We start from the raw sequence: 25,865 nt of genomic DNA, 5'->3' as shown, positions 1-25,865 counted from the left end.
GTTAGCTCTCGCTATGGCGTAAAATCGCCACCACTAGCTGCGCAAAGCTCATGCCTTGGGCTTGCGCTGCCATCGGTACCAAGCTTTTTTCGGTCATCCCCGGCACCATATTGGCTTCTAATAAGCGGAAATGCCCTTGTTTGTCGCACATCACATCAATGCGTCCCCAGCCTTCTCCGCCCAAACCGCGAAAAGCGACTTCGGCAAGTTGTTGCAAGGCGCGTTCTTCGACGTCGCTGAGGCCCGCCGGACAATGATACTGAGTGTCACTGGCTTGATACTTAGCATCGTAATCGTAGAATTCATGGGTGGTTTCTAGCCGTATGGCCGGCAAGGCTTTATTGCCAAGCAATGCCACCGTGTATTCAGGCCCGCTAAGCCAGCTTTCAATCAGCACTTCGTTGTCAAACTGAAAGGCTAACTCAAGCGCTTGTTCTAGTTCTTGCGCGCTGGCCGCCGAGCTCATACCTATACTTGAGCCTTCCTGTGCTGGTTTCACCATTACTTTACCGCCCAGCTCGCGAAGTAAGTTGGCATACTGCACTGGCTGACCACGGCGCGCGACGATACTTGGTGCCACCGGCAACCCCGCAGCTTGCCAAACCTGTTTGGTTTTAACTTTGTCCATGGCCAAGGCACACGCCAACACACCACTACCTGTGTACGGCATGTTTAAATAATGCAGCGCGCCCTGAATGGTGCCATCTTCACCACCACGGCCGTGCAGCACGTTAAAAGCGCGCGCGAAGCCTTGCTCTTTCAATTCTGCCAAGGGGTAATGGGCTGGGTCGAACGGATGCGCATCAACGCCGGCGCTACGCAGTGCACTCACCACGGCAGCGCCTGAACGCAACGAAACGTCCCGCTCGGCTGAATCGCCGCCCTGTAACACCGCAACTTTGCCAAATTCGCTCATAGTTGCTCCTCGGCATAGCTTTGCCCCGCATCACGCAGAGCGGCGGGCTGTAACTGAGTGGCCTCTAAGTCACGGGCGATAGCGCCAATGTTACCCGCGCCTTGTGCTAGCACCATGTCCATTGGTTGAATGAGGTCGGCTAGTACTTTCATTAACTCGCCGCGGTCGCCCACGTAAATTGACTCAACTTTTCCGCGTAGGCGCAGCGACTTGGCCAACGAGCGACTGTCGGCCCCTTGCACCGGTGCCTCCCCGGCACTGTAAACGTCTAATAGCAGCACCACGTCGACCTCGGCTAACACCGACACGAATTCGTCGTATAAATCGCGGGTACGCGAAAAACGATGGGGCTGAAACGCCATGACTAGACGATGGTTGGGCCAACCGGCTCGCGCCGCAGCAATCGTCGCCGCTACTTCCGTTGGATGATGACCATAGTCATCCACCAGCATTACCTCGCCGGCCATGGACTCGCGGTGCATGGCGTACTGCCCTAAAATTTGGAATCGGCGGCCAATACCACCAAATTGTTCGAGTGCGCGTTGTATTGCCGCATCATCGACGTCTTCGTCGGTCGCCACGGCGATCGCAGCCAAGGCATTTAACACGTTATGTTCGCCTGGCAAATTGACCGTTACTGGCAGCGGTGCACGGTTTTTGCGGTGCACGGTAAAATGGCTTTGACCACTTTGCTGATGGTAATCAGCACCACGAATATCGGCGTCATCACTAAAGCCATAGGTGGTAAACTGGCGACCTATACGAGGCAGCAACTGGCGTATCACTGGGTCATCCACACACATCACAGCCAACCCGTAAAACGGAAGGTTATGCAGAAAATCAATGTAGGTGTCGAGCATGCGATTAAAGTCGCCACCATAGGTATCCATGTGGTCGGCTTCAATATTGGTGACCACGGCCACCATCGGTTGCAAGTGCAAAAATGACGCGTCGGACTCGTCAGCTTCGGCAATCAGGTACTTGCTTGAACCGAGTCGCGCATTGCTGCCGGCACTGTTGAGCAAGCCACCAATCACAAAGGTGGGGTCTAACTCGGCCTCGGCAAAGATACTCGCTAACAGCGATGTGGTGGTGGTTTTACCATGGGTGCCGGCCACCGCAATACCGTGGCGGAAACGCATCAGTTCAGCCAACATTTCCGCTCGGCGTACTTGTGGAATGAAGGCGCGCTGGGCAGCTTCTAGCTCAGCATTGTCGGGCTTAATCGCCGAACTTACCACGATGACATCAGCACCTTCGACATTGGCCGCCTGATGGCCAATAAAAATCGTCGCGCCAAACTCGCGTAAACGTTGCGTATTGGCATTTTCCGCGAGGTCCGATCCGGTGATCTCGTAGCCTTGGTTTAATAATACTTCGGCAATACCGCCCATGCCCGCACCACCGATTCCGACAAAGTGAATACGGCGTACGCGGCGCATCTCAGGCACGCTAACCACGGTGAAAGGTGTTGTCATAGCCATTGTTCACACCTCTCAACCACAACAGCTGTGGCGTCGGGGCGTGCCACTGCTTGAGCGTTGGCACGCATTTGGCTTAATTGCTCTGGCTGCTCGAGCCAGCTCTGTAATAACTCAACCAAGGGTTGCACCTGTTCTAGTTCATTTTGCGGCATTAGGGCTGCGGCCCCTGCGCGCACTAATTCATTGGCATTGGCCGTTTGGTGATCGTCCACCGCTTGCGGCAAAGGTACAAAAATTGCCGGGGTAGCTACCACCGCCAATTCGCTCACCGTAAGCGCTCCGGCGCGACAAATCACCACATCGGCATGGCTATAGGCGGCATGCATGGCGTCGATAAACTCAACCACCTCAACTTGCTCGATACCCTGTGCTTGATAATCGTGCTGCACGGCTTCGACACGGCCCTTGCCGCATTGATGTACAATTTCCAAGGCACCGCGCTGGGGCAATTTTCCAATCACTTTAGGCAACGCTTGGTTCAACGCCTGGGCACCTAAGCTACCACCGACAATCAGTAGTCGTAACGGCGACGCGTTGGCCGCCGTAGCGGGCTGACGCTCGCTCGTTAAGAGCCAGTCGGCGCGCAATGGGTTACCGGTAACTTCAGCCCCCGGTAACTGTTGCTGAGCAGCCGCGAAGCCAACCATAATGTGTTGGGCGAAACGCGCCAGCATTTTATTGGTTAAACCAGCCACCGCATTTTGTTCGTGCACTAAAATTGGAATTCCTGATGCTTTCGCGGCCATGCCCGCCGGCCCGCACACATAGCCACCGAAGCTAACCAGCAACTGGGTCTGGTGCTGACGGTAAAGCTTGCGACATTGGCTAATTGCTTTCATCATGCGCAGCGGCATCATTAATTTTCGTAGCACGCCATGACCGCGCAGGCCCTGCATCGAAATTTGCTCTAACTGAAAGCCCGCTTGCGGTACGACTTTCGCTTCTAGGCGTTGCTCGGTCGTGCCGAGCCAGGTCACGGTATGACCACGTTCGCGTAGCTGTTCGGCCACTGCTAACGCAGGAAAAACATGGCCGCCAGTGCCCGCCGCGGCAATCATAATATGACTCATGCGTTGGCCCTCCGACGTCGTAAACCTGAACGTGGTGCGACTTTGACGCTAGCCACTCGTATTTCATAGTCGATGCGCAACAACAGGCCCAGTGCCGCACAGCTCACCAACAAACTGGTGCCACCGTAAGACACGAGCGGCAAGGTGAGTCCTTTGGTTGGCAACATACCAGCCGCAGCACCAATATTTACCAGTGCTTGAAAGGCAAACCAAATACCGATGCCGTACGCCACAAAAGCACCAAAACGTTGGTCGACGTGTAAACCTCGACGGCCAATTAACAAGGCGCGGATAACGATGCCAAACACCGCCAGCAACACCACCACCAAGCCGATAAAGCCGAGTTCTTCGCCGACCACTGCCATGATAAAGTCAGTATGTGCTTCGGGCAGATACTGTAATTTTTGAATACTGTTACCCAAGCCTTGGCCTAGCCAATCACCGCGACCAAATGCCATGAGCGACTGGGTCAACTGATAGCCACTGCCGAAGGGGTCGTCCCAAGGGTCAAGGAACGAGGTCACCCGTTTCATTCGATACGGCTCTTTGATGATCAACAGCGTGAGACCTAGCGCGAGTGCAACCAAAATAGCGAAGAACTGCCATAACCTAGCGCCAGCTAGAAACAACATGCCCACCACAATACTGACCATCACTGCCAGTGAACCAAAGTCCGGCTGCATCAATAACAACACCGCGAAGAAAAACAGCACGACCAGCGGCTTAATAAACTCCCGCAGGCTTTCTTGTACGAGGTCGATACGTCGCGTTAAGTAACTACCCAAATAAATCACGAAGAAGAACTTGGCAACTTCAGCAACCTGAATCGTAATGGGGCCCAATTTGAGCCAGCGACGAGCGCCATTAACTTCGTGTCCAACCACCAACACCACCACCAAAGAAGCGAGTGCCGCGAGCAATAGCGCGCCACTACCTTTAAACCACCAGTTCGACGGTACTTGCACCACGGCCGCCAACAACGCCAGCCCTAACACCAGGTACATACAATGACGAATAACAAAGTGAAACGGATTGTCGGTTAACCGCTCGGCAATGGGGAATGACGCTGAGCTCACCATCACAAAACCAAAGGTGAGCAAGCCAAACGCTAACCAAACAAGAACCCGATCAAATAGCACGCTTTGTTCCGGTAGCCACCAATCACGAATACGTGTCCACGGCGATTGCGCGGCGGCGATCTCTTGGATACTGAGCTCTAACTGTTGTTCTTTTTTGGCTTTTAATTGCTGCCGACGTAGGATTGCTGCACTAGCCATGCGACACCTCCGTCGAAGCGGCGATATAATTGTGCACCGCTTGTTTGAATTGCTCTCCGCGCTGCTGATAATTGGCGAACATGTCTAAACTGGCACACGCCGGCGCCAATAGCACCGCGCTGTTGCGGACATTTGCCGTGAGAGCGCCGGCAGCGTCAACTGCTTCGCTAAGGTTTGCGACGCGCGTTACCTGCAGGTGCTGTTGCGCAAGGCGTTCTGCGTCACGACCAAACACAATAAGCTCATCGACTTGGTCTAACGCACCACGAAAACTTCTAAAGTCAGCACCTTTGCCATCACCGCCAGCAATTAGCACCAAATGCCCCTTCACCAAGGGGCGTAAGCCATACACAGCAGCCTCAGCCGCGCCAATGTTGGTCGCTTTAGAGTCGTTAAACCAGCGCACACCGGCGTGGTCGGCCACTAACTCGCCACGATGCGGGAGTCCTTTGAACGATTTTAAGGTTGGCAGCACGCTCGTGATAGCAACGCCTTGGCTATAGACTAACGCCAAAGCGGCTTGCACGTTTAACAGGTTATGCATGCCACTTAACTGTAGCTCGTCCGCTGCGAGACAAGGCTCGCCGGCCATGCAAACCTGCCACTGACCATCGACTTGACGTAAACCAAATAAACCAGGAAGTTCACTCTCCGCTGCATCACTACCAAAACTCAATTGCTGGGTGAGTGGCATTTGTTGTGGTGCCGTCGCACGCTGATCGCGATTCCAGACGGCCAACTTGGCTGAGCTATAGATGCGGTGCTTGGCATCGGCATAAGCCTGACGGTTATGGTAGCGATCGAGGTGGTCGTCACTCAGGTTCAATAACGCTGCGGCGGAAATTTCGAGGTCGTGCATGCTATCAAGCTGGAAGCTTGATAGCTCAAGTACGTATACATCAACTTCAGGCGCTAAAATATCCAGCATTGGCACACCAATATTGCCACCAATAGCGACATTTTTGCCTGCTGCGGCAAGCAGCTCACCGGTTAATTGGGTCACAGTCGACTTGCCATTGGAGCCGGTAATTGCAATCACTGGAGCTTGCACAAATTGTGCGAAAATATCCACATCGCCGACAATGGGGATGCCGGCATCGCGAATCATTTGTAGTGCTGGGCGGCGCAGGTCTAAACCTGGGCTTACCACTAACAGGTCGCAGCCGGCGAGTGCGCCAATATCGAGTTCGCCACAATGCAGCTCAAGATCTTGGTCAAGCTCTGCTAAGGCTGCCGCTAGCGGTGGCTCATTGCGGGTATCAAAAACCACCGGACGAATGCCTTGTTGCAGTAAAAAGCGCACACATGAAAGCCCCGACTGGCCGAGCCCGACCACGCCGATGACATCATAACTGTGCACTGCCGCAAGATAACTCAAGGCTGCTCCTTAACGCAGTTTCAAGGTCGCAAGACCTATCAACACAAACACCAGTGATAAAATCCAAAACCGAACAATCACGCGCGGTTCTGGCCACCCTTTTAATTCGTAGTGGTGATGAATAGGCGCCATGCGAAACACGCGCTTACCGCGCAGTTTGAACGACCCCACTTGTAACATCACCGACACCGTTTCCATCACAAACACACCGCCCATGATGAATAGAATCAGTTCTTGTCGCACCATGACTGCGATAATGCCTAATGCTGCACCGAGGGTCAGTGAACCCACGTCGCCCATGAATACTTGGGCTGGGTAAGTGTTAAACCAAAGAAAGCCCAAACCGGCCCCACAAATCGCGGTACACACCACCAACAGCTCGCCAGATAAGGGTAAATGAGGAATATTCAGGTAGCCGGCAAAATTCACGTTACCCGAAACATAAGCAAAGATGCCCAGCGCGCCAGCGACCATAATGGTCGGCACAATGGCCAAGCCATCAAGGCCATCGGTTAGGTTGACGGCGTTGCTGGTACCCACCACCACAAAGTAAGCGAGTAGAATGTAGAGCATGCCCAGTTGCGGCATGAGATCTTTGAAAAACGGCACTAGTAATTGGGTTTCCGCACCAACGGTCGCATTGGCGTATAAAAATACCGCAGCACCCGTGGCAATCACTGACTGCCAAAAGTACTTCCATTTGGCCGGCAGGCCGCGCGAGTTTTTCTGCACAACTTTGCGATAGTCATCAACGAAGCCGACCAAGCCAAAGCCAACGACCACCGCTAGTACTACCTGCACGTAGCGGTTCGATAAGTCGGCCCAAAGTAAGGTCGATAATACGATAGCAACAATAATTAATAGTCCGCCCATAGTCGGCGTACCGGCTTTGCTCAAATGTGACTGCGGGCCGTCGTCGCGTACTGCTTGACCAATCTGTAAACGTTGCAGGTAGCGAATCATGCGCGGACCCACCCATAACGCCACCAGCAACGCCGTTAACACACTAAGAATCGCGCGCATGGTTAAATACGAGACCACATTAAAGGCGCTCGCAAATTGCGTTAGGTAATCCGCTAGCCAAACTAGCATGCTTGTTTTCCTTCTTTGCTTAAGCTTGGGTGTAACTCGGTGGCGCGCGCCTGCAAAGCACTGATCACCCGCTCCATGTGTGCGCTGCGTGAGCCTTTGACTAAAATCGTGAGCGGTACAGAAGCCTCTTTTGCGGCCTTGATAACAGCTTCAATCAGTGGCTCTTGCGCAGAAAAATGCTTGCCTCCGCGACCATTAAAAACGTCACTTGCGCTTTGACTTAGCACACCCAAGGTATAGAGGTTGTCGATTCCGGCTTGGATCGCATAGGCACCGACTTCTTCGTGGTAGTGCCGTGCCTGCTCACCAAGCTCTCCCATATCGCCAAGTACCATCATGCGCCAGCCGGGATACACTGCGAGCATATCCAGCGCTGCTTTTACCGAACCAACATTGGCGTTGTAGCTATCATCAATGAGTTTAATAGCGGGGCTCAAAGGCAGCACTTGCATGCGACCGGGTACGGCTGCGAGTGCCGACAGCGCAGCTTGGGCATCAGCGAGCGGACAACCTACCTCAACCGCTGCGGCTATGGCTACTAGTGCATTGTCAACGTTGTGTAAACCTGGCAGGTTGAGTTCAATTTTTGCGCTTTGGCTACTGCCATTAAGCTCATCGCCAAGATGAACGGTGAAACGGGCACAGCCTTGTTCGTTGATACTCACGTCAGTGGCGCGAATCGCGGCCTGTGCCGATTGACCAAAGGTTAAATGTCGGCAATGGCTAATTTGTTTCGCCCAGCATGGGGCAAACTCTGATTGCGCCGGGGTTAATGCCAAACCATCGGCATTGAGCCCTTTGAAAATTTCTGACTTCGCACGAAACACCCCATGAACACTGCCAAACCCTTCAACGTGGGCCGGCGCAACATTATTGATAATGGCGACATCGGGCTGGGTTAAACTGGTGGTGTAGGCAATTTCACCTAAATGGTTGGCGCCCAGCTCAATAATGGCTAAGTCGTGGCTTGGCTCTAACCGCAATAGCGTCAGCGGCACGCCGATATCGTTGTTAAAGTTGCCGGCAGTTGCCAGTACATTGCCCTGCGTGGCAAGAATTGCCGCTAACATCTCTTTGACGGTGGTTTTGCCACTGCTACCGGTAATGGCGATAGTTTTTGGCTGCACACTGGCTTTAACCGCCGCACCTAGTTGGCCAAGTGCATGGCGGCTGTCTTTCACCACAATTTGCGGTACTTGTTGGGCGTCCGGCAGCTTAACGTGGCGCTCAACTAAAAGTGCTTTTGCACCTTTACGAACCGCATCGACAGCAAATTCGTGGGCATCAAAGTTTTGCCCCTGCAAAGCAATAAACAAACAACCTGCGGGTAGCTCTCGGGTGTCGGTACTCACCGCATCAATACTGCAGTTTTCACCAAACAATTGACCATCAACCGCACGACAAATCCACTGCATATCAGTTTTTATCATGACAACCCCCTGCGGCCGGTTGGCTCGCTAATAATTCAGCTACCCATGCACGTTCGTCGTAGTCGACGCGCTGCTGACCTATCACTTGGTAATTTTCATGACCCTTACCGGCAAGCACTACCACATCGTTCGGCTGTGCTTTGGCGATGGTGGCGCGCACGGCGTCGGCACGCCCTTCGCGTGTTTCAACCCCTGCTTGTTGCGGGATACCGGTAAGAATATCGCGTAAAATTTGCGCCGGCTCTTCAGTGCGCGGATTGTCGTCGGTGACCACTAAGCGGTCGGCGAACTGAGCTGCGGCCGCGCCCATTTGCGGACGTTTACCGCGGTCGCGATCACCACCACAGCCAAATAAACACCAGAGCTCGCCATGACAATGACGCCGCACTGCGGTCAATACTTGCTGCAAGGCATCAGGGGTGTGCGCATAGTCGACAATCACTAACGGTTTGCCTGGGGCGGTAAAGGCTTCCATTCGGCCCGGTACTGGATGTAAGGCTTGAACGGCTTGGCAAATTGCCTGCCAGTCGTGGCCCAAGCGCGCTACGGTGATCATTGCCGCTAACAGATTGTAGACGTTGAACTCACCGAGCAATGGTGAGGTCACTGCGTACTCGCTACGGCCTGAATCAGCAGCAACATTCAGCGTGAACTCGGTGCCGGTATCGCCATAATGAATAGCGCTCGCGTAAACGCCTTGCGGATGCTGTTGCGGATGTAAACTAAAGCGCCACGCATCGGGGCGGTCGGGCAACCAAGCACTCAGCGCTGCATCATCACTATTGATAACGGCTTCGGCGGTCGACAAATCCGTGAAGAGGCGGCGTTTAGCACCTGCGTAATTCGCCATTGTGCCGTGGTAATCAAGATGATCGCGGCTAATATTGGTGGCCACACCCACGGCAAAAGGAATGGCTTCGACCCGACGCTGCACAAGCGCATGGGACGATACTTCCATAGCCACCACGGTGGCGCCCTCGGCACGCAAGGTGGCGAGACGTTGTTGTACAGCAATGGGATCAGGCGTGGTATGCGTTTCCGGCAACAGACTTCCGGGAAAACCACTACCGGTGGTGCCTATCACCCCAGCTTTGACACCTAACTGCTGCAATAACTCCGCAATTAAATAAGTTACCGAGGTTTTACCGTTGGTTCCCGTCACACCCACTACGTCAAGGTGACGCCCGGGTTCGTCAAAAAAGCGCGCAGCAATACGCGATAGCTGCTCTTTCAGTTGCGGTATCTCAACCAGCACGGTCTTGCCGCGTTGTTCTACTTCAACGCCGTCGGACTCACAAAGTACAACCGCGGCGCCAGCAGCGATCGCGGCATCAATATAGTCACGACCATCAACCTGGTAGCCTGGCACGGCAACGAAGGCATCGCCAGGCGCCACTTGACGACTGTCTAATTTGAGCCCGCCAATGTCGATGTCTGGCAGTGGCAGCGGATACACAGGGAGCAATTGTGCAAGTTTGATCATTCTGCACCTCCGAAACCTGCGACGCGCAACTGCGTATCTTCAAGATGATCGGGAGCGACATTCATTACGCGTAAGGCATCGCCCACAATCTCGGTGAAAATGGGTGCTGAGACCGTACCACCGTAATAATCATCGCCGCTTGGCTCGTTCACTGTCACCACCACCGCGATGCGGGGATCACTAACCGGTGCGATGCCGGCAAATAGCGTGACGTATTCATCGCCATAGCCACCGGCGATTGCTTTTCGTGCGGTCCCCGTTTTACCGGCGACACGGTAGCCCGGTACCCTAGCGTTCTTGGCGCTGCCATCGGCAACGACTTGTTCCAACATCATCAGCACGGCATCGGCATTTTCTCGTGATACCACTTGCCGCCCAGGTAACAAGTCACCTTCGGCACGTCGTTGAATGGTTAACGGTCGGTACACACCACCATTGGCGATAACCGAATAGGCCTGCGCTAGCTGCAAGGTGGTGGTCGTTAAACCATAACCAAAAGATAAGGTTGCCACTTCAAAATCTGACCAACGGGTGCGATGTTGCAACACCCCATAGCTTTCTCCAATCATGCCTACACCCGTATCGTTGCCCAGCCCTACAGCGGCATAAGTCGCTAGTAGATTTTCGACGCCGGTTAAAAGTGCAATCTTGGACGAGCCCATGTTGCTAGAGTTCTTTAAAATTTCGGTAATGGTTTGTTCGCCGCGGTTAATGGGGTCGCTCACTCGGCGTCCGCCTAATCGCATCCAGCCTGGGCTGGTATCAATCACGGTTTCTTGGTCAATAACGCCCGCCTCTAAACCAGCAAGTACCACTAATGGTTTCATGGTCGAGCCAGGTTCGTAAGCGTCGGTGATCGCACGGTTACGCATCCGGTGCGGCTGCAAGTCGGCGCGGTTGTTCGGGTTAAAGGACGGGCTGTTAACCATCGCTAATACTTCGCCGGTTTCAATGTCGACAATAACTGCTGAACCCGAGGTTGCCTGGTGATAGCGCACGGCTTTTTTCAACTCGGCATAGGCCAGTGACTGTAAACGTTGATCAATACTCAGCGTTAATTGTTGTGGTTGTTCAGCGGCGGTAACTCGTACTTCTTCAACAACCCGCCCTTGTGCGTCCTTGCGATACAAGCGTTCACCCGGTTTCCCTGTAAGAACATCGTTGTAAGCGGCTTCAAGCCCCTCAATGCCCGTTCCATCGATATCAGTGAAGCCCACCAAATGCGCGGCAATTTCACCGACCGGATAGAACCGACGTGATTCTGTTTTCAAATACACCCCTGGAATATCCAGTTGGCGCACATACTCGGCCACTGCGGGCGTCACTTTGCGTTCTAGGTACACGAACCGACGTTCGGGGTTCTCGACCCGCTTAACTAGCGTATCAACGTCGGTACGGAACACTTCAGCCAGCGCCAGCCAACGTTCGTGGTTTGCCAGCCCGTGGCCTTCATGAACCCGTTGCGGATCGGCCCATACCGTTTGCACCGGCACACTCACCGCCAGCTCACGGCCATGGCGGTCAACGATGGTGCCCCGTTGCACCAAGGTCGGGTCCATACGTAACGAGCGGCGATCACCTTCGTAAATAAGCTGCTCGGGCTCAATCACTTGAATATACGCGGCGCGCGCAACCAAGCTGGCAAATACACCAAACACGATGAACAGGGCAAAATAAAACCGGCCTTGCCCCAAGTGTGGCTGCTGGTGTTTTTTTTGCTGACGCTTACGAGGTGTTACTGCCATGGCACCAGCACCTCCTGTTTTCCTTCCGGCCGCACCATACCTAGGCGTTGGCTCGCAATTCGCTCGACACGACTATGTTCAGTGAGTGCCGTTTGTTCAATTTGCAAGTGGCGCCATTCAATATCGATCTGGTCACGCTGCGACAACAAATCGTCACGCTCAATGGTCAGCAACCGGTTCGCATGGGCAACATAAATGACCCCTAATGCGGTCGCTAAAATGCAACTGAACAGCACCAACGCCAGCTTCTGCTGCCGTAGGTCGCTAAATAATACGCTGAGCAAGCTTGGTACGCGGCTAGTTGTCATACGCTAACCTCTCAGCAATACGCAACACGGAACTACGTGCCCGTGGATTTTCTTTAATTTCGGCACTGCTCGGTTTGTGTGCTTTACCAATGAGCCGCACCGTTTCACCACGATCGATTTGATCATCACGCAGCGGCAGCCCAGGCGGAATCGGTTTGCCCTTGCTTTGCGCCCGTAAAAACCTTTTCACCAATCGGTCTTCCAAGCTGTGAAAGCTAATCACCGCCAATCGTCCCTGTGGTTTCAAGCCGCTAATCGCCGCCTGCAGGGCATGTTCGATTTCTTCTAATTCGCCATTAATGTGAATGCGAATTCCCTGGAAGCTCCGTGTCGCAGGGTGTTTGTGCTTGTCTTTGAACGGCACCGCCTTATCAATCAAGTCCGCCAGTTGCTTAGTCGTGCTGAGTGGGGTGTCCTCACGATACAGAACAACGGCTTGAGCGATGCGCCAGGCGAAACGTTCTTCACCATACTCACGCAACACAAAGGCAATTTCATCGGCACTTGCGGTATTCAAAAAGTCGGCGGCTGTGGGTCCGCGACTGGTGTCCATACGCATGTCCAGTGGACCTTCGCGCATGAAGCTAAAACCTCGTTCGGCATCATCAAGTTGTGGGGATGAGACACCGAGATCAAACAAAATTCCGTCGATATTACCGCGCAGTTGCTGCGCATCTAGCACTTCGTCTAGGCGAGAGAAAGGTGTGTGGACAATGGTAAAGCGTGGATCATCACGCAAGGCTTCAGCTGCCGCGATCGCGGTGGGGTCACGATCGAGCGCTATTAACCGGCCTTGGTCATTAAGCTGTGACAAAATAGCACGAGAGTGCCCCCCTCTTCCGAAGGTGGCATCGAGATAGGTTCCGTCTGGTCTGATGGCAAGAGCCTCAAGCGACTCCTGTAACAGCACCGAGACATGTTGCGGCGCTTTTGTCATTATAATGAGAAGTCTTGTAGTCGTTCACTAAGTGCCAAGTCGTCTTGTTGTTCTGCTGCCATATCAGCAGCAACTTGTTCTTGCCATGCCGCGTCTGACCAGAGTTCGAACTTATTTAATTGGCCAATAATCATGATTTTTTTGTCCAAATCTGCGTGTTGACGCAGGGTTGGCGCAATCAGAATACGGCCGCTTTTGTCCATCTGGCAGTCTTCGGCGTGGCCCAACAGTAAACGTTGAAGACGACGCTCTGCGGGGTTCATGCTGGATAAGGTGGTAAGTTTTTGTTCGATGATTTGCCATTCCGGCAACGGATACAGCAAAAGGCAAGCCTGCTTGATATCAATGGTGCAGACCATTTGGCCCTCGCAATCAAGCATAAGGCTCTTGCGATACTTTGCTGGTATCGCAAGACGGCCTTTGTCATCTAGACTTAATGCTGCTGCACCACGAAACATAAGATTGATCCACTATTACCCACAAATCCCCACAATGTGACAGTCTAGGTGTCGATCTTTCCCACTGTCAAGCAAAAAAGGGAGGTTTGCGACCTGCGACAGGTATTGACGCAACGCCAGATCTGCTAGAAGATGAGATAGCGGTATCAAATTCACAACATAAGTAAATACTTTGCGCCAACTTATCAAGCACTTACTAAATAGCTCACCGTCGCTTAGCCCCGCTCAAGCAAAGTGGCGCATGCTGCGCGACTTTATTATTTTATTTTTTATCGCCGCAGCGCTTATCAGTGTTGTTTACGCCATTGTCAATTACGAACGCCTGCAAGAAAGCGAGACCGCCAAACGCAGAGCGCTTGACCAAGTGGCATCGATGCGTGCCAGTATCGAGCAAAGTGTGCAAGCCAACATCTTGGTCCTCAAAGCGCTTAAGCCAGAGATCCTTTGGCAAGACACGCCCGATAGAGAACGTTTAAAGCGCGTGATCGATGAATTCTTAAATAGTGACTTGAGTATTTTGCACCTTGCGGTCGCTCCCGATTTGAAAGTTAGCTTTGTGTATCCGTTAGCCGGCAACGAACCACTCATCGGCGTTGACTACACCAGTGTCGAGGCACAGTATCCAGATATTCAGCAAGCAATCGATCGTCGCGAAATTGTCTTTAATGGTCCGGTGGACCTCGTTCAAGGCGGCACTGCTTTTATCGCTAGAGTGCCAATTTATAATCGTAACGACAGCCTGTGGGGCATCGCCTCGCTAGTGATCGACGACCAACAACTGTTTGAGCGAATAGAGTTTTTTCAACACCCTGAATACCGCTTCGTGCTACATCGTGAAACCAACAGTGGACAGCTGCAACACATTGTTGGTCCAACTGATGTGCTTCAGCAACAGCCCATGATCACCCATGTATTGGTACCGGGTGAACGCTGGCAACTGGCGATAGCGCCGCGCAGTGGGCAATGGCTGGCTCAGCAAAAAAGTTATTGGCCCCACTGGCTTATCGGGCTTACCGCCGTGGCATTGTTTAGTGCTGCCTTTGCCAGCTTAATTATCACCCAGCGGCGGCTTCGAGCTGCGGTAGATACCATCAGCTACCAGGCTCGTTTTGACCCTCTGACCAACTTAATCAATCGCAATTATTTTCAGCAGCGACTTGAACAGCGTATCGCGTCAGCGCGTGAACACTCTCAGCGCTTCGCGTTGGTGATGCTTGATCTCGACCATTTACGCGATATCAATGATGCTTTGGGGCAAGACGTCGGCGACGGACTGCTGCAACATGTCGCGTTACAGCTTCAAAGCTCGTTACGCAGCAACGACCTCATTGCCCGCGTCGGCGGTGATGAATTTATCGTATTGCTTGCTGATATCGATAACCCAGCCATCGCCGAACAACGGGCGAAAGTCTTCATCAGTGATTTACTTGATACGGCAGATATCGAACAGAACCATATTAATATCACGACCAGTGTTGGTATCGCCTTGTACCCGACTGATGCCAGCAGTGCACAGCAACTTACCAAGTGTGCCGAGTTAGCCATGTATGCGGCAAAATCTACAGGCTCACTTTCTGTGTCTTTTTACGACCCGGCGTTACGGCAGAACACGGAGCAGCATATTGCGCTGCACCACGACATGATCAACGCCCTTGAAAGCAGCGCTTTCCATGTCGAGTATCAGCCAGTGATTGAGTCTACAAGCGGCCTGATTAAACATTGCGAAGCCTTGATCCGGTGGCAACACCCGGAACATGGTGCTATTTCACCTGCACAATTCATTCCTATCGCGGAAAAAACCGGCGCCATTGTATGGTTGGGCGAATATGTGTTGAAGCAGGTGGTACAAGATTGGCAACTGATGCGCGATCAAGGCTTGGATATCACTATCGCCATCAACCGTTCACCCCGTGAGTTTAACGATAAAGACGTTGCGAGCCGCTGGTTGGCTACATTAGCTGAAGGCAATATGCCGCCCGACCGACTGATGATCGAAATCACCGAGTCGCTGTTAATGCGGGACCAAGAACAGCAACAGGAAAGCCTAAAACATTTACGCAGTGCAGGCATACATTTAGCGATAGATGATTTCGGTACCGGTTACTCAAGCCTCAATTACTTACGCTTTTACCCGATTGATAGTATTAAGATTGATCGTTCATTTATGCAGGATATCCCGGCGAATCAGAAGCAGGCAGCATTGGTGGAGGCATTAATACGAGTTGCGCATACGTTAGACTTGAACGTGATCGCCGAAGGTGTCGAAACCCGTGCACAAGTGGAGTTCTTACGCAGTCAGCACTGCCACTCACAACAGGGTTTCTATTACAGCCGCAGTTTGCAGCTCGACACCTTCATTGATTACTGTAAACACTTTAATCAGCGAGTTAGCCGATAAGCCGGGTTTTGTCGTGGACAATCATTCGTCTAGTCACTAAATTACTCTAGTGATCAAGCAGTCTACCCGGGTTCAACGCGGGCCGCGCCAATGAACCCCTATTTGACCTTGCTCCGGGTGGAGTTTACCGTGCCACGAACTGTTACCAGCCGCGCGGTGCGCTCTTACCGCACCCTTTCACCCTTACCTGATCCTGCTAATGCAGGCCATCGGCGGTTTGCTCTCTGTTGCACTTGTCGTCGGCTCGCGCCGCCCAGACGTTATCTGGCACCCTGCCCTATAGAGCCCGGACTTTCCTCCCCTTGCCGAAGCAAGCAGCGATTGTCTGGCTAACTCTGCGGCGCATTCTACGTGTTATCGGCGTCTAACGCTAGCTGATAAAGCTGGTTTTTGCGCACCCCATGTATTTCCGCGGCACAGGCAGCGGCTTTTTTCAGTGGTAGGTGGTTACGCAGCAGCAATACGGTGCGAAGGGCTGCTTGTTCATCGCCGCCAGACGCTTGCACAGGTGCGCCTGCCAGCATCACCACAAATTCACCACGTTGCTGATTGCTGTCGGCTTCCACCTGTTGCAAAACCTCGGCCACAGTGCCGCTGAGATAGGTTTCAAATTGTTTGGTAAGTTCACGGCCAATAACTAAAGCGCGCTCACTGCCCATTACGGCTTGTAAGTCGTTCAGGGTATGCAGAATCCGATGAGGTGACTCATAGAACACCATGGTGCGCGGCTCGTCGAGTAAGCTGGTAAGCGTTTTACGCCGTTGTTGCGGCTTCGCTGGTAAAAAGCCTTCGAAAGTAAACCTATCGGTGGGTAAGCCCGCCGCTGAAAGCGCCGTAGTGATGGCACAAGGCCCAGGCAAGGCCACCACGCGAACACCCGCGGCCCGACATTGCTGCACCAACACATAGCCAGGGTCACTGATGAGCGGGGTTCCGGCATCGCTAATGAGCGCTATATCGTCGCCGCTGCTTAGCCGCTCAATCACGCGGCTGGCCCGCTCACGTTCGTTGTGCTCATGCAGCGTAAAAACGTCATTTTGAATAGCAAATTGCTGCAATAGCTGTCGACTATGACGGGTGTCTTCGGCAGCAATTGCCGCCACAGAGCTAAGCACTTGCTGGGCTCGTGGTGATAAATCACCAAGGTTGCCGATAGGTGTCGGCACAATGTAAAGCGTGCCTGCTGTGTCTTGCGCCATGTTAACCCCTTGTAAGATTGACTCTATTGCGTTGTGTCACTGCACGCCTAGGTTTATAGTATTAGTACCTAAACCTTTACTTTGAACCGAGTGTGAGTGTGAAATTGGTGAACCTTGCTATTGTGCCAAAGAAGTTAACCTTATGCATCGTTGTTTGCAGTCTCGTTGCCTGTGCGAGCCCCACGCCGCAGTCAGAGCAGCAAACGCCGACAACTGAGGCATCAGGCCCGAGTTTCAGTGACGCAACCGACACTTCGGCAAAGTCCCTCGAGCAATTACTCGCTGGGCTCGACGACTACGATGATGAACGCGCACAGCGCCAATACCTACTTAACCAGGTTGAGTTGTTGCAACAACAGAGCCAATGGCAAACCAGCGCTTTATTGCTTAGCGAGCTGGAGCGCGTGCAGCTGCCGCCACGCGAGCGCCAACGCGCCGCCCTTGCAAAGGCGCAGTGGCTCGCCAGCGAAGGGCTGTATCAAGACGCGCAAGAGCTTCTTGAACCGGTACTTAGTGCCAGCAGTCAGCTGCGTACCAAGCAGCAAGTTACGCTCTTCACCTTTGCCCGCGATTTGGCCAAACAGCTGGCACAACCACAGCGTGCTGCGCAACTGCAGCTGCAGCTTATGGCGTTAGCCGAGCAAGGTGATAGGGCGTCGGTCACACGCAGTTGGGATTATTTAATTGGCGCAACACAGCCTGATCAGTTAACCGCTCGTGGGGCGATTGCAAAGAGCTGGCTCGCGCTATTACAGGCCGTTCATCAACAGCTCAACGCAGCTGATACCAGCGCCATTCAGGGCTGGCAAATGCGCCACTCTTCGCACCCAGCTTACGAGCTCGCCACAACCCTTGATACACAGCTAAAGCAAGCTACAAAACAACGCCACGCTTTGGTTTTGCTGCCGTTATCTGGTGCTTATGCTGAGCAGGGGCAAGCAGTTTTGGACGGTATGGTGATGGCCCTAGAGTCGACGCCTGAATTCACCATCACCGTGCGCGATAGCGCGAGTTTTGAGTACGCCAACCTTGCCGAGGAATTGCAGCGCATTCAAGCCGATACGCTCATTGGCCCATTACTCAAAGACTCCCTGAGCAAAGTTGACCACAGTGCTTTGGCAGCAACGAATACCCAATGGTTTGCATTGAATACCGTTGAGCAACTCAGTGCCGAGCCTGATTTATGGTACGCTCTGGCGCCGGAAATGGAGATTAAACAGGTCGCCGAAGCGTTGGCGCAGCGCGGCGTTCGCCATCCACTTATTCTGGCCGCCGATAGTAATCGCGGGCAGCAAGCCATCGACACCTTCAGTACTTATTTTCGCGCGCAACAACCCCAAGGAACCATTGAAACAGGTCTTTATAGAACCACCGAAGACATGAAGACCATTGTTCAGGAGAAACTTGGCGTGGCTGCCAGTGAGGCACGCATCTGGCAGGTAAAAATTACTGCAGGTAAAATACTGGTCGACGCAGAAGCACGTAGCCGCGCCGATATCGACGCCATCTTTTTGCCCTCGACCATCGAGCAGACGCGTCTATTAAAACCCTTTATCGACGTAAATATTGCGCCGTTTATGGATCCCATCCCGGTATTTGCGACATCGGCAAGCCATATCCGTAGCGATCAGTTAAGTGAAAACGATCTCGATAACGTCCGCTTTACCGAGATCCCTTGGCTGCTACCCGATCATCCTAACTACACGCGGCTTACCGAGCTGCTGCAGTTACGCAAGCATTGGAGCTACAATCACGCGCGACTTGCGGCCTTTGGCCATGATGCCATGCAGCTCGCGCACCACAATACCGCAATGGAGCTGGTGCCTGGCTATAGCTTGGTCGGTTTGACCGGAGAATTAAGCCGCGCGGCCGACAGTATCCAACGCGAACTGCATTGGGCACGCTACTCAGGGCACCGCGTACAGCCGGCCAGTCTCGATAATTAGCCATGTTACGCCAACAGCAAGGGAATGCTGGTGAGGAGCTCGCGCTGGACTACCTAAGTCAGCGTGGGCTGACGCTGGTAGAACGAAATTTTCGTTGTGATATCGGCGAAATTGATATCATTATGCGCGACGCTGAACATTGGGTGTTTGTTGAGGTCAAATGCCGTAATAACGAAGACTTCGCAACGGTGGTCGAACAAATAACCAGCGCTCAATGCCAGCGCATTCGACGTAGTGCCCAATTTTATTTACTATCGCATAAACTTGATGAGCATCAGACCCCTATGCGGTTTGATGTAGTGGCTATTTGCCAGCATCCCGAGCAATTACATTGGTTACCAGACGCTTTCTAATGAGGATTTATGCAAGAGCCGGTTAAAGCAATATTTACAGAGTGCATTCAAACCCAAATCGCCGCTGCGGACCAGCTGCAAGAACCGCTCATGCGCGCAGCCGAGCTACTGGTTGATTCCTTGCTAAGGGGTCAAAAAATTTATTGCTGTGGCGAGAGCATGGCCCATGCTAGCGCTCGCCATTTTGCCCATATCATGCTCACCGGCTTGCAATTCGAACGCCCGCCTTTCCCGGTAAATGCCTTGCATGCCGACCTTGGGGCAAGTAACCATGAATCGATTTTCGCACAACAGATTCTCGCAGTGGGACAACCCAATGACCTGTTGCTGGTGCTTAATGCCGGCAGCCAAGCGCCACGGGTGAGTCAAGCAATGCAAGCGGCGCTGAGTCGCGACATGTTGATTATCGCCCTAACCAACGATGATGATCAGGATATTGGTGGGTTGTTAGGCGCCGGTGATGTTGAAATTCGCATTCCTTCGCGTAACTCGGCGCGTGTGAGTGAACACTTACTACAGCTTGTAAATATGCTTTGCAGCCTTGCCGAGCAACAAATTTTTCCACAGGAGGATCAAGCGTGAGTTCTCGAATCAGTTTACCCATTATTACGCTCATTGCAGTGCTTGGCTTATCGGGCTGTGCCGCCGCTTTGGTCGGCGCAACCGCCATAGGGATTTCATCGGCCACCGACTCGCGCACGGTCGGCACCCAGGTCGATGATCAGGCTATTGAAATAAAAGTTATCGCCAAACTCAAAAGTGACGACCGCCTTGCCGATACCCGTATTCAAGTGGTGTCTTTCAACCGCGCGGTATTGCTGTTAGGGCAAGTGCCACAAAGCAACCTTGCCGGCTTAGCCGCCCAGCTCACCCGCGACGTCAGTGGCGTACAAAAGGTTCACAATGAAGTGCGCGTCGGGCCCGTAATAAGCTTAAAAGAGATCAGCAACGACAGTTGGTTAACCAGTAAAATAAAAGCCAAGCTAGTCACCGATGAATATGTCGACGCCAACAAAGTGAAGGTAGTCACCGAAAACGGTGAGGTGTTTATGATGGGCTTAGTTTCGGCTGAGATGGCAAGAACGGCAATTGATATTGCAAGAAACACCAATGGGGTAAATCGCGTCATCGACGCATTTGAAACCAACTAATTAACAAAGGGCGTTGGTCGTACGTTCGGCTTACGCCTCACTGCTCGTTGGTCGTACGTTCGGCTGCGCCTCACTGCTCGTTGGTCGTACGTTCGGCTGCGCCTCACTGCTCGTTGGTCGTACGTTCGGCTTACGCCTCACTGCTCGTTGGTCGTACGTTCGGCTTACGCCTCACTGCTCGTTGTTTAAAGAGCGAAGCGATCGAGTAGCGAAGCGTACGAACAGCGAAGCGTACGAACAGCGAAGCGCACGAACAGCGCAGCGTACGATCAACGCTCTTTGTTACTTAATCACTTTCAGATTTGGTCGTTTCTTCGTGGGTGGCTCGGGGGGCTGTTCTGAGGCCTCGCTCGCGGCTAACTGCGGCTCTTCCTCAAAGATAGTGCCTGCACCGTTTTCACGGGCATACAGCGCTGTTACAGCGAGCATTGGTACCCATACCTGTTGCGGCTTACCACCGAAACGCGCGTTAAATTCGACGCGGTCGTTTAGCAGTTGTAAGTTGCCCACGGCACTTGGTGCGATGTTCAGTACAATTTGACCTTCGTTGACGAACTCACGCGGGACTTGGCAGCCTGGCGTTTCCGCATCGACGACGAGGTGGGGGGTTAGCTGGTTGTCGACCAACCATTCGTACACCGCCCGTAACATGTACGGACGGCGTGCTGTCATGTCGGTCAACTCACTCACCGGCCTAGATCTCGTTCGATATCGGTCAGTGATTGCTGGAAGGAGTCACGCTCGAATACGCGCAACATGTACGCTTTAACCGCTTTCGCTGCGGCTCCGTCAAGCTGAATTCCGTAACTTGGTAAACGCCATAACAACGGCGCTAGGTAACAATCCACCAAGGTGAATTCTTCACTCATGAAGTACGGTGTGTCAGCAAAAATTGGCGCCAATGAAAGGATGCCTTCACGCAGCTCTTGGCGAGCGGCTTCGACGCCCTTGCCACCTTTAACAATAGCTTCGGCTAGCGCATACCAGTCACGGTCGATGCGGTACATCATCAAACGACTGGTACCACGTGCAACTGGATAGACCGGCATCAATGGCGGATGCGGAAAACGCTCATCAAGGTATTCCATGATGATGTGTGCGTTATACAGAACCAGCTCGCGATCCACTAAAGTTGGCAACGCATCCGGGTAAGGGTTGAGTTGCAACAGATCTTCAGGCATCTGGCCATCTTCGACGTAGGTGATTTCAACACCTACGCCTTTTTCTGCTAACACGATTCGGGCTTGATGACTACGTAAGTCATTTCGACTCGAATACAAAGTCATCACTGACCGTTTATTTGCCGCAACCGACATGTCTTTCTCCATCATTACTTCACGTCTTTAAAGAATTCGCGCTTGAGTAACCAAGCAAAAATTGTAAAGACAAATAAGAACCCGAAGACATACCAGCCCATACGACGCTGCTCTAGCAACATCGGTTCGCCGGTATACACCAAGAAACTGGTTAAATCGAGCATCGCTTGATCGTATTCAGACGGACTCAACATACCGCTACCGTCGGCTTTAATGCCAACGTAGACGTCTTTCATCTCGCCATCGATCATTCGTTCTTCGGTAGTCTTGCGTGGAACCCCTTGCAACTCTTGCAACACGTGTGGCATACCCACGTTAGGGAATACCGCATTGTTCACGCCAAATGGACGTGATTCGTCCACATAAAATGAACGCAAGTAGGTGTAAATCCAGTCTGCGCCACGTACCCGTGCTACCAAGGTTAAATCTGGGGCGCCAGTACCAAACCATGCGCCTGCCGATTCCGTTGGCATTGCATTGGTGATCAAGTCACCTACTTTTTCACCGGTAAACTGCAGATTTGCCATACCTAGGTCTTCTGGTATCTGCAAATCTTCAAATGTGCGGTTGTAACGCTGGTACTGCATTGAGTGGCAACCCAAGCAATAGTTCATAAACAACTGTGCACCACGTTGCAGTGAGGCTTTGTTATGCAAGTCGACTTTAGCTTCATCGAGTGGCACCGTTGGGTCAGCTGCAAGTGTTGCAACTGACCATAAGGTAGCGGCTACCAGTAGAGTCGTTTTAAGAAACTGTTTCATCACTTAGTAATCCTCTCTGGAACTGGTTTCGTGGTCTCATTTTTACTATAGAAGAACAGTAAAACGAAGAACGCGAAGTACAAGAAGGTGAAGATCCGCGCGAACAGAGTATAAACTTCCGTCGCAGGTTTCAGACCCAAGTAACCCAGTGCCACAAAGCTGATCACAAATACCGTTAGGTTCACTTTGTGGAAGCCACTGCGATAGCGAATCGAGCGTACTTTACCACGGTCTAGCCATGGCAGTATGAACAACGCAGCGATTGAACCGAACATCAAAATGACGCCCAGAAGCTTATCAGGCACAGCTCGCAGAATCGCATAGAACGGTGTGAAGTACCAAACCGGCGCAATGTGATCAGGTGTCTTCAACGGGTTCGCAGCTTCAAAGTTTGGTGGCTCAAGGAACAGCCCACCCATTGCTGGAGCAAAGAAGATGACATAACAGAACAAGAATAAGAAAATGCCTATTCCGACCAAGTCTTTCACTACATAGTAGGGGAAGAATGGGAACGCATCGACAATGTCGTACTTCTTGGTAAAGCGTTCATGGAATTTGAACTTCGGCTTTTCTTCGTCTGGCACTGAACCTTTTGGCTTCTTGATATTGATGCCTTCAGGGTTATTTGACCCAACTTCGTGCAACGCAACAATGTGCAAGAACACTAAGATCACCAGTACCAACGGCAGCGCGATGACATGCAAGGCAAAGAAACGATTCAACGTGGCGCCCGAGATCACATAGTCGCCTCGAATCCACAGGGTTAAATCGTCACCGATAACCGGAATGGCGCCAAACAATGAAATAATTACCTGCGCACCCCAGTACGACATTTGTCCCCATGGCAGCAAGTAGCCCATAAAGGCTTCAGCCATTAATACCAGGAAGATCAACATGCCGAATACCCACAGCAATTCGCGCGGCTTCTGATACGAGCCGTACATCATGCCGCGAAGCATATGCAAGTAAACCACCACAAAGAACGCTGAGGCCCCGGTGGAGTGCATATAGCGCAGTAACCAGCCGTAGTCGATATCACGCATAATAAATTCGACTGAGGCAAACGCACCTTCGGCAGAAGGATTGTAATTCATGGTTAACCAAACCCCGGTAAGGATCTGATTCACCAGCACCAACATGGCAAGAACACCAAACAGGTACCAGAAGTTAAAGTTCTTTGGAGCGGGATATTGCGCTAAGTGAATATTCCACGTTTTGGTCATCGGAATACGTTCGTCAAACCATGCGATAAGTTTTTTCATCACGCTTGCTCCCCGTCTTGACCGACCAAAATCGTTTTATCGTCAATATAGTAGTGCGGTGGCACCACCAAATTATACGGCGCAGGAACGCCAGAGAAGACGCGACCGGCGATATCGAATTTGGAACCATGACATGGACAGAAGAAACCGGCGTTAACGCCTTCAACCTGCTCCGCAAAATCGCTTTCAAGATACTGCGGTGAACAACCTAGGTGCGTACAAATACCCACGGCAATGAAAAATTCTTCTTTGCGTGAGCGGTAAAGGTTTGACGCATACTCTGGTTGTTGAGGTTCTTCTGAATTCGGGTCACGAAGTTGGTCTTCTAACCCTTCAAGGCTTGCCAACATCTCTGGTGTACGACGCACAACCCACACAGGCTGACCACGCCACTCTACACGAATCAATTGACCCGGCTCGGCTTTTCCGATGTTCACTTCCACAGGGGCACCCGCGTTTTTAGCTTTCGCACTTGGGTTCCACGATGCAATGAAAGGAACAGCAACACCCACCGCGCCTGCTGCACCAACCACAGAGGTTGCGACAGTCAGAAATCGACGGCGGCCTTTATCTACAGGCGCATTGCTCATCCACTTACTCTCCAGTTTGGACGCTTCACGGGACATTGCCGTGAAGTCAGTAATTAGCTGCTGCGTTAGGTCCATCTGTGCCAATCTGCACAGACGAACGGCAAAAAAATGCCTTCAGATGATAAAGAAATACCCTGATTTTTACAAGGACAAACACAAAAAACCCGGCACAAAGGCCGGGTTTTGATTTTGCTGAAACGTACAGCGTCGTAAGCGAAAGATTAACGCTTCGAGAACTGTGGACGTTTACGTGCTTTGTGCAAGCCGATTTTCTTACGTTCAACTTGACGCGCGTCACGAGTTACATAACCCGCACGACGTAAGTCGCCACGTAGAGTTTCGTCATATTGCATAAGTGCACGAGTGATACCGTGACGCACTGCGCCAGCTTGACCACTTGAACCACCGCCAGAAACGGTGATGTATAAGTCGAATTTCTCAACCATGTCTACCAGCTCAAGCGGTTGACGAACAACCATTTGTGCAGTTTCACGACCGAAGTATTCTTCTAAAGTGCGGTTGTTGATGCTGATGTTGCCGCTACCCGGACGCAAGAAAACGCGTGCAGTTGAGCTTTTGCGACGACCAGTACCGTAGTATTGATTCTCTGCCATTGTCTTAGTGCTCCGTATTAAATTTCAAGTTGTTTAGGCTGTTGAGCAACATGATTGTGCTCGGTGCCTGCATATACTTTCAGTTTACGGAACATGGCACGACCTAGTGGACCACGAGGCAACATACCCTTCACCGCTTTCTGAATGACCATTTCTGGTGCCTTGGCAATCAACTTCTCGAAGTTGATTTCCTTGATACCACCTGGATACCCAGAGTGTGAATAATAGATTTTATTCTGTGCCTTACGGCCAGTAACCGCTACTTTCTCAGCGTTTACGATGATGATGTAATCACCAGTGTCAACGTGAGGAGTGTATTCAGGCTTATGCTTACCGCGTAAACGGCGGGCGATTTCAGTCGCCAAACGACCTAAAGTTTTACCTTCGGCGTCAATAACATACCAGTCACGTTGTACAGTTTCTGGCTTTGCAACAAATGTACTCATTGAAACATACTCTTTATTTAAGGTTCACGACAGTAGTTCCGGGCTTCCCCGCGAACCACAACAACCGTTGTGGCTTCACCACACACTGGTTAGTTGTACCTGTAACGTGGGCTGCGCGGATTATAGGGAAAAGCGGTTAAAAGATCAACGTCGATGTTCGATGTTCGATGTTCGATGTTCGATGTTCGATGTTCGATGTTCGATGTTCGATGTTCGATGTTCGATGTTCGATGTTCGATGTTCGATGTTCG

24 protein-coding genes, 1 other RNA gene and 1 pseudogene are annotated in these 25,865 nt (G+C 52.2%); 5 read left to right on the top strand and 21 right to left on the bottom strand.

Annotation, left to right across the window (positions count from 1 at the left end):
- Position 1: 1 nt before the first annotated feature.
- From PSI9734_RS07005 to mraZ, 12 genes are read right to left on the bottom strand one after another with little or no spacing between them, the layout of a single operon-like run.
- A complete protein-coding gene (locus PSI9734_RS07005) occupies positions 2-916 on the bottom strand; it encodes a D-alanine--D-alanine ligase (protein ID WP_173920402.1) in 915 nt (304 codons plus the stop codon).
- Positions 913-2,394 (bottom strand): UDP-N-acetylmuramate--L-alanine ligase, encoded by a 1,482-nt coding sequence (murC, locus tag PSI9734_RS07000; protein ID WP_246194836.1) that lies wholly within the window; start codon positions 2,392-2,394, stop codon positions 913-915. Before murC ends, PSI9734_RS07005 begins: the two co-directional genes overlap by 4 nt.
- Entirely contained in the window at positions 2,391-3,470 is a 1,080-nt protein-coding gene (gene murG / locus PSI9734_RS06995) for an undecaprenyldiphospho-muramoylpentapeptide beta-N-acetylglucosaminyltransferase (RefSeq protein WP_173920400.1), read from the bottom strand. Before murG ends, murC begins: the two co-directional genes overlap by 4 nt.
- Positions 3,467-4,747, bottom strand: coding sequence for a cell division protein FtsW (gene ftsW / locus PSI9734_RS06990; protein WP_173920399.1), 1,281 nt, complete (start codon positions 4,745-4,747; stop codon positions 3,467-3,469). Before ftsW ends, murG begins: the two co-directional genes overlap by 4 nt.
- Entirely contained in the window at positions 4,740-6,125 is a 1,386-nt protein-coding gene (murD, locus tag PSI9734_RS06985) for a UDP-N-acetylmuramoyl-L-alanine--D-glutamate ligase (protein WP_173920398.1), read from the bottom strand. Before murD ends, ftsW begins: the two co-directional genes overlap by 8 nt.
- 9 nt (positions 6,126-6,134) lie before the next feature.
- Positions 6,135-7,217: a phospho-N-acetylmuramoyl-pentapeptide-transferase gene (gene mraY, locus PSI9734_RS06980; RefSeq protein WP_173920397.1), complete on the bottom strand. Its 1,083-nt coding sequence runs from the start codon at positions 7,215-7,217 to the stop codon at positions 6,135-6,137.
- Positions 7,211-8,647, bottom strand: coding sequence for a UDP-N-acetylmuramoyl-tripeptide--D-alanyl-D-alanine ligase (locus tag PSI9734_RS06975; protein ID WP_173920396.1), 1,437 nt, complete (start codon positions 8,645-8,647; stop codon positions 7,211-7,213). The genes mraY and PSI9734_RS06975 overlap by 7 nt, the downstream gene beginning before the upstream one ends.
- The gene (murE, locus tag PSI9734_RS06970; protein WP_173920395.1) at positions 8,634-10,130 is read right to left on the bottom strand and encodes a UDP-N-acetylmuramoyl-L-alanyl-D-glutamate--2,6-diaminopimelate ligase; all 1,497 of its coding nucleotides are present in this window, start codon (positions 10,128-10,130) and stop codon (positions 8,634-8,636) included. The genes PSI9734_RS06975 and murE overlap by 14 nt, the downstream gene beginning before the upstream one ends.
- Positions 10,127-11,875, bottom strand: a complete 1,749-nt coding sequence (locus tag PSI9734_RS06965; protein ID WP_173920394.1) for a peptidoglycan D,D-transpeptidase FtsI family protein — start codon at positions 11,873-11,875, stop codon at positions 10,127-10,129. Before PSI9734_RS06965 ends, murE begins: the two co-directional genes overlap by 4 nt.
- The gene (gene ftsL, locus PSI9734_RS06960) at positions 11,866-12,183 is read right to left on the bottom strand and encodes a cell division protein FtsL (RefSeq protein WP_173920393.1); all 318 of its coding nucleotides are present in this window, start codon (positions 12,181-12,183) and stop codon (positions 11,866-11,868) included. The genes PSI9734_RS06965 and ftsL overlap by 10 nt, the downstream gene beginning before the upstream one ends.
- Complete coding sequence (gene rsmH, locus PSI9734_RS06955) at positions 12,173-13,123, bottom strand: 16S rRNA (cytosine(1402)-N(4))-methyltransferase RsmH (protein WP_173920657.1); 951 nt, start codon at positions 13,121-13,123, stop codon at positions 12,173-12,175. Before rsmH ends, ftsL begins: the two co-directional genes overlap by 11 nt.
- Complete coding sequence (gene mraZ / locus PSI9734_RS06950) at positions 13,120-13,578, bottom strand: division/cell wall cluster transcriptional repressor MraZ (RefSeq protein WP_173920392.1); 459 nt, start codon at positions 13,576-13,578, stop codon at positions 13,120-13,122. The genes rsmH and mraZ overlap by 4 nt, the downstream gene beginning before the upstream one ends.
- Before the next feature lie 241 nt (positions 13,579-13,819).
- Between mraZ and PSI9734_RS12140 the strand changes: the two are divergent.
- Positions 13,820-15,901: pseudogene (locus PSI9734_RS12140) on the top strand (putative bifunctional diguanylate cyclase/phosphodiesterase); the annotation flags it as partial.
- A gap of 56 nt (positions 15,902-15,957) precedes the next feature.
- Here the strand turns inward: PSI9734_RS12140 and rnpB are convergent.
- Positions 15,958-16,313: RNase P RNA component class A (gene rnpB / locus PSI9734_RS06935), an RNA gene on the bottom strand.
- 10 nt (positions 16,314-16,323) lie between these two features.
- The gene (gene rsmI / locus PSI9734_RS06930; protein WP_173920391.1) at positions 16,324-17,175 is read right to left on the bottom strand and encodes a 16S rRNA (cytidine(1402)-2'-O)-methyltransferase; all 852 of its coding nucleotides are present in this window, start codon (positions 17,173-17,175) and stop codon (positions 16,324-16,326) included.
- Between the two features lie 92 nt (positions 17,176-17,267).
- On the opposite strand from rsmI, the gene PSI9734_RS06925 reads away from it, so the two are divergent.
- Genes PSI9734_RS06925 through dolP form a run of 4 tightly spaced genes read left to right on the top strand, consistent with a single transcriptional unit; the run spans position 17,268 to position 20,625 of the window.
- Positions 17,268-19,121 carry a penicillin-binding protein activator gene (locus PSI9734_RS06925; protein WP_173920390.1) on the top strand — a complete coding sequence of 618 codons (1,854 nt, stop codon included), beginning with the start codon at positions 17,268-17,270 and terminating at the stop codon, positions 19,119-19,121.
- Between the two features lie 2 nt (positions 19,122-19,123).
- The gene (locus PSI9734_RS06920) at positions 19,124-19,474 is read left to right on the top strand and encodes a YraN family protein (protein WP_173920389.1); all 351 of its coding nucleotides are present in this window, start codon (positions 19,124-19,126) and stop codon (positions 19,472-19,474) included.
- 9 nt (positions 19,475-19,483) lie between these two features.
- Positions 19,484-20,056, top strand: coding sequence for an SIS domain-containing protein (locus PSI9734_RS06915; protein ID WP_173920388.1), 573 nt, complete (start codon positions 19,484-19,486; stop codon positions 20,054-20,056).
- On the top strand, positions 20,053-20,625 hold the full coding sequence (dolP, locus tag PSI9734_RS06910) for a division/outer membrane stress-associated lipid-binding lipoprotein (RefSeq protein WP_173920387.1): 573 nt from the start codon (positions 20,053-20,055) through the stop codon (positions 20,623-20,625). The genes PSI9734_RS06915 and dolP overlap by 4 nt, the downstream gene beginning before the upstream one ends.
- Positions 20,626-20,907: 282 nt before the next feature.
- Here the strand turns inward: dolP and PSI9734_RS06905 are convergent, their stop codons facing one another.
- The 7 genes from PSI9734_RS06905 to rplM all read right to left on the bottom strand — a co-directional run bounded on the left by PSI9734_RS06905 (position 20,908) and on the right by rplM (position 25,614).
- Positions 20,908-21,306: a ClpXP protease specificity-enhancing factor gene (locus PSI9734_RS06905; protein ID WP_217420772.1), complete on the bottom strand. Its 399-nt coding sequence runs from the start codon at positions 21,304-21,306 to the stop codon at positions 20,908-20,910.
- 5 nt (positions 21,307-21,311) lie between these two features.
- Positions 21,312-21,941 (bottom strand): stringent starvation protein SspA, encoded by a 630-nt coding sequence (gene sspA / locus PSI9734_RS06900; protein WP_173920385.1) that lies wholly within the window; start codon positions 21,939-21,941, stop codon positions 21,312-21,314.
- A gap of 14 nt (positions 21,942-21,955) precedes the next feature.
- Positions 21,956-22,702, bottom strand: coding sequence for a cytochrome c1 (locus PSI9734_RS06895; RefSeq protein ID WP_173920656.1), 747 nt, complete (start codon positions 22,700-22,702; stop codon positions 21,956-21,958).
- A complete protein-coding gene (locus PSI9734_RS06890; RefSeq protein ID WP_425500054.1) occupies positions 22,702-23,964 on the bottom strand; it encodes a cytochrome b in 1,263 nt (420 codons plus the stop codon). Before PSI9734_RS06890 ends, PSI9734_RS06895 begins: the two co-directional genes overlap by 1 nt.
- Positions 23,964-24,554: a ubiquinol-cytochrome c reductase iron-sulfur subunit gene (gene petA, locus PSI9734_RS06885; protein WP_173920655.1), complete on the bottom strand. Its 591-nt coding sequence runs from the start codon at positions 24,552-24,554 to the stop codon at positions 23,964-23,966. The genes PSI9734_RS06890 and petA overlap by 1 nt, the downstream gene beginning before the upstream one ends.
- Before the next feature lie 221 nt (positions 24,555-24,775).
- The gene (gene rpsI, locus PSI9734_RS06880) at positions 24,776-25,168 is read right to left on the bottom strand and encodes a 30S ribosomal protein S9 (protein WP_173920383.1); all 393 of its coding nucleotides are present in this window, start codon (positions 25,166-25,168) and stop codon (positions 24,776-24,778) included.
- 17 nt (positions 25,169-25,185) lie between these two features.
- Positions 25,186-25,614 carry a 50S ribosomal protein L13 gene (rplM, locus tag PSI9734_RS06875; RefSeq protein ID WP_173920382.1) on the bottom strand — a complete coding sequence of 143 codons (429 nt, stop codon included), beginning with the start codon at positions 25,612-25,614 and terminating at the stop codon, positions 25,186-25,188.
- Between the last annotated feature and the right edge of the window lie 251 nt (positions 25,615-25,865).

Origin of the sequence: Pseudidiomarina piscicola (assembly GCF_902806985.1) — a bacterium.
GTDB classification, from domain to species: Bacteria; Pseudomonadota; Gammaproteobacteria; order Enterobacterales; family Alteromonadaceae; genus Pseudidiomarina; species Pseudidiomarina piscicola.
This window is presented reverse-complemented; position numbering and strand designations above follow the sequence as displayed.

Excerpts from the sequence above, each read along its gene's own strand:
- PSI9734_RS06915 (WP_173920388.1), top strand. The coding sequence starts at position 19,484 with ATGCAAGAGCCGGTTAAAGCAATATTTACAGAGTGCATTCAAACCCAA.
- murC (WP_246194836.1), bottom strand. The coding sequence starts at position 2,394 with ATGACAACACCTTTCACCGTGGTTAGCGTGCCTGAGATGCGCCGCGTA.
- ftsW (WP_173920399.1), bottom strand. The coding sequence starts at position 4,747 with ATGGCTAGTGCAGCAATCCTACGTCGGCAGCAATTAAAAGCCAAAAAA.
- mraZ (WP_173920392.1), bottom strand. The coding sequence starts at position 13,578 with ATGTTTCGTGGTGCAGCAGCATTAAGTCTAGATGACAAAGGCCGTCTT.
- murG (WP_173920400.1), bottom strand. The coding sequence starts at position 3,470 with ATGAGTCATATTATGATTGCCGCGGCGGGCACTGGCGGCCATGTTTTT.
- PSI9734_RS06975 (WP_173920396.1), bottom strand. The coding sequence starts at position 8,647 with ATGATAAAAACTGATATGCAGTGGATTTGTCGTGCGGTTGATGGTCAA.
- petA (WP_173920655.1), bottom strand. The coding sequence starts at position 24,554 with ATGAGCAATGCGCCTGTAGATAAAGGCCGCCGTCGATTTCTGACTGTC.
- ftsL (WP_173920393.1), bottom strand. The coding sequence starts at position 12,183 with ATGACAACTAGCCGCGTACCAAGCTTGCTCAGCGTATTATTTAGCGAC.
- rplM (WP_173920382.1), bottom strand. The coding sequence starts at position 25,614 with ATGAGTACATTTGTTGCAAAGCCAGAAACTGTACAACGTGACTGGTAT.
- PSI9734_RS06890 (WP_425500054.1), bottom strand. The coding sequence starts at position 23,964 with ATGAAAAAACTTATCGCATGGTTTGACGAACGTATTCCGATGACCAAA.
- mraY (WP_173920397.1), bottom strand. The coding sequence starts at position 7,217 with ATGCTAGTTTGGCTAGCGGATTACCTAACGCAATTTGCGAGCGCCTTT.
- rsmI (WP_173920391.1), bottom strand. The coding sequence starts at position 17,175 with ATGGCGCAAGACACAGCAGGCACGCTTTACATTGTGCCGACACCTATC.
- PSI9734_RS06895 (WP_173920656.1), bottom strand. The coding sequence starts at position 22,702 with ATGAAACAGTTTCTTAAAACGACTCTACTGGTAGCCGCTACCTTATGG.
- PSI9734_RS06920 (WP_173920389.1), top strand. The coding sequence starts at position 19,124 with ATGTTACGCCAACAGCAAGGGAATGCTGGTGAGGAGCTCGCGCTGGAC.
- murE (WP_173920395.1), bottom strand. The coding sequence starts at position 10,130 with ATGATCAAACTTGCACAATTGCTCCCTGTGTATCCGCTGCCACTGCCA.
- PSI9734_RS06965 (WP_173920394.1), bottom strand. The coding sequence starts at position 11,875 with ATGGCAGTAACACCTCGTAAGCGTCAGCAAAAAAAACACCAGCAGCCA.
- sspA (WP_173920385.1), bottom strand. The coding sequence starts at position 21,941 with ATGTCGGTTGCGGCAAATAAACGGTCAGTGATGACTTTGTATTCGAGT.
- PSI9734_RS07005 (WP_173920402.1), bottom strand. The coding sequence starts at position 916 with ATGAGCGAATTTGGCAAAGTTGCGGTGTTACAGGGCGGCGATTCAGCC.
- rpsI (WP_173920383.1), bottom strand. The coding sequence starts at position 25,168 with ATGGCAGAGAATCAATACTACGGTACTGGTCGTCGCAAAAGCTCAACT.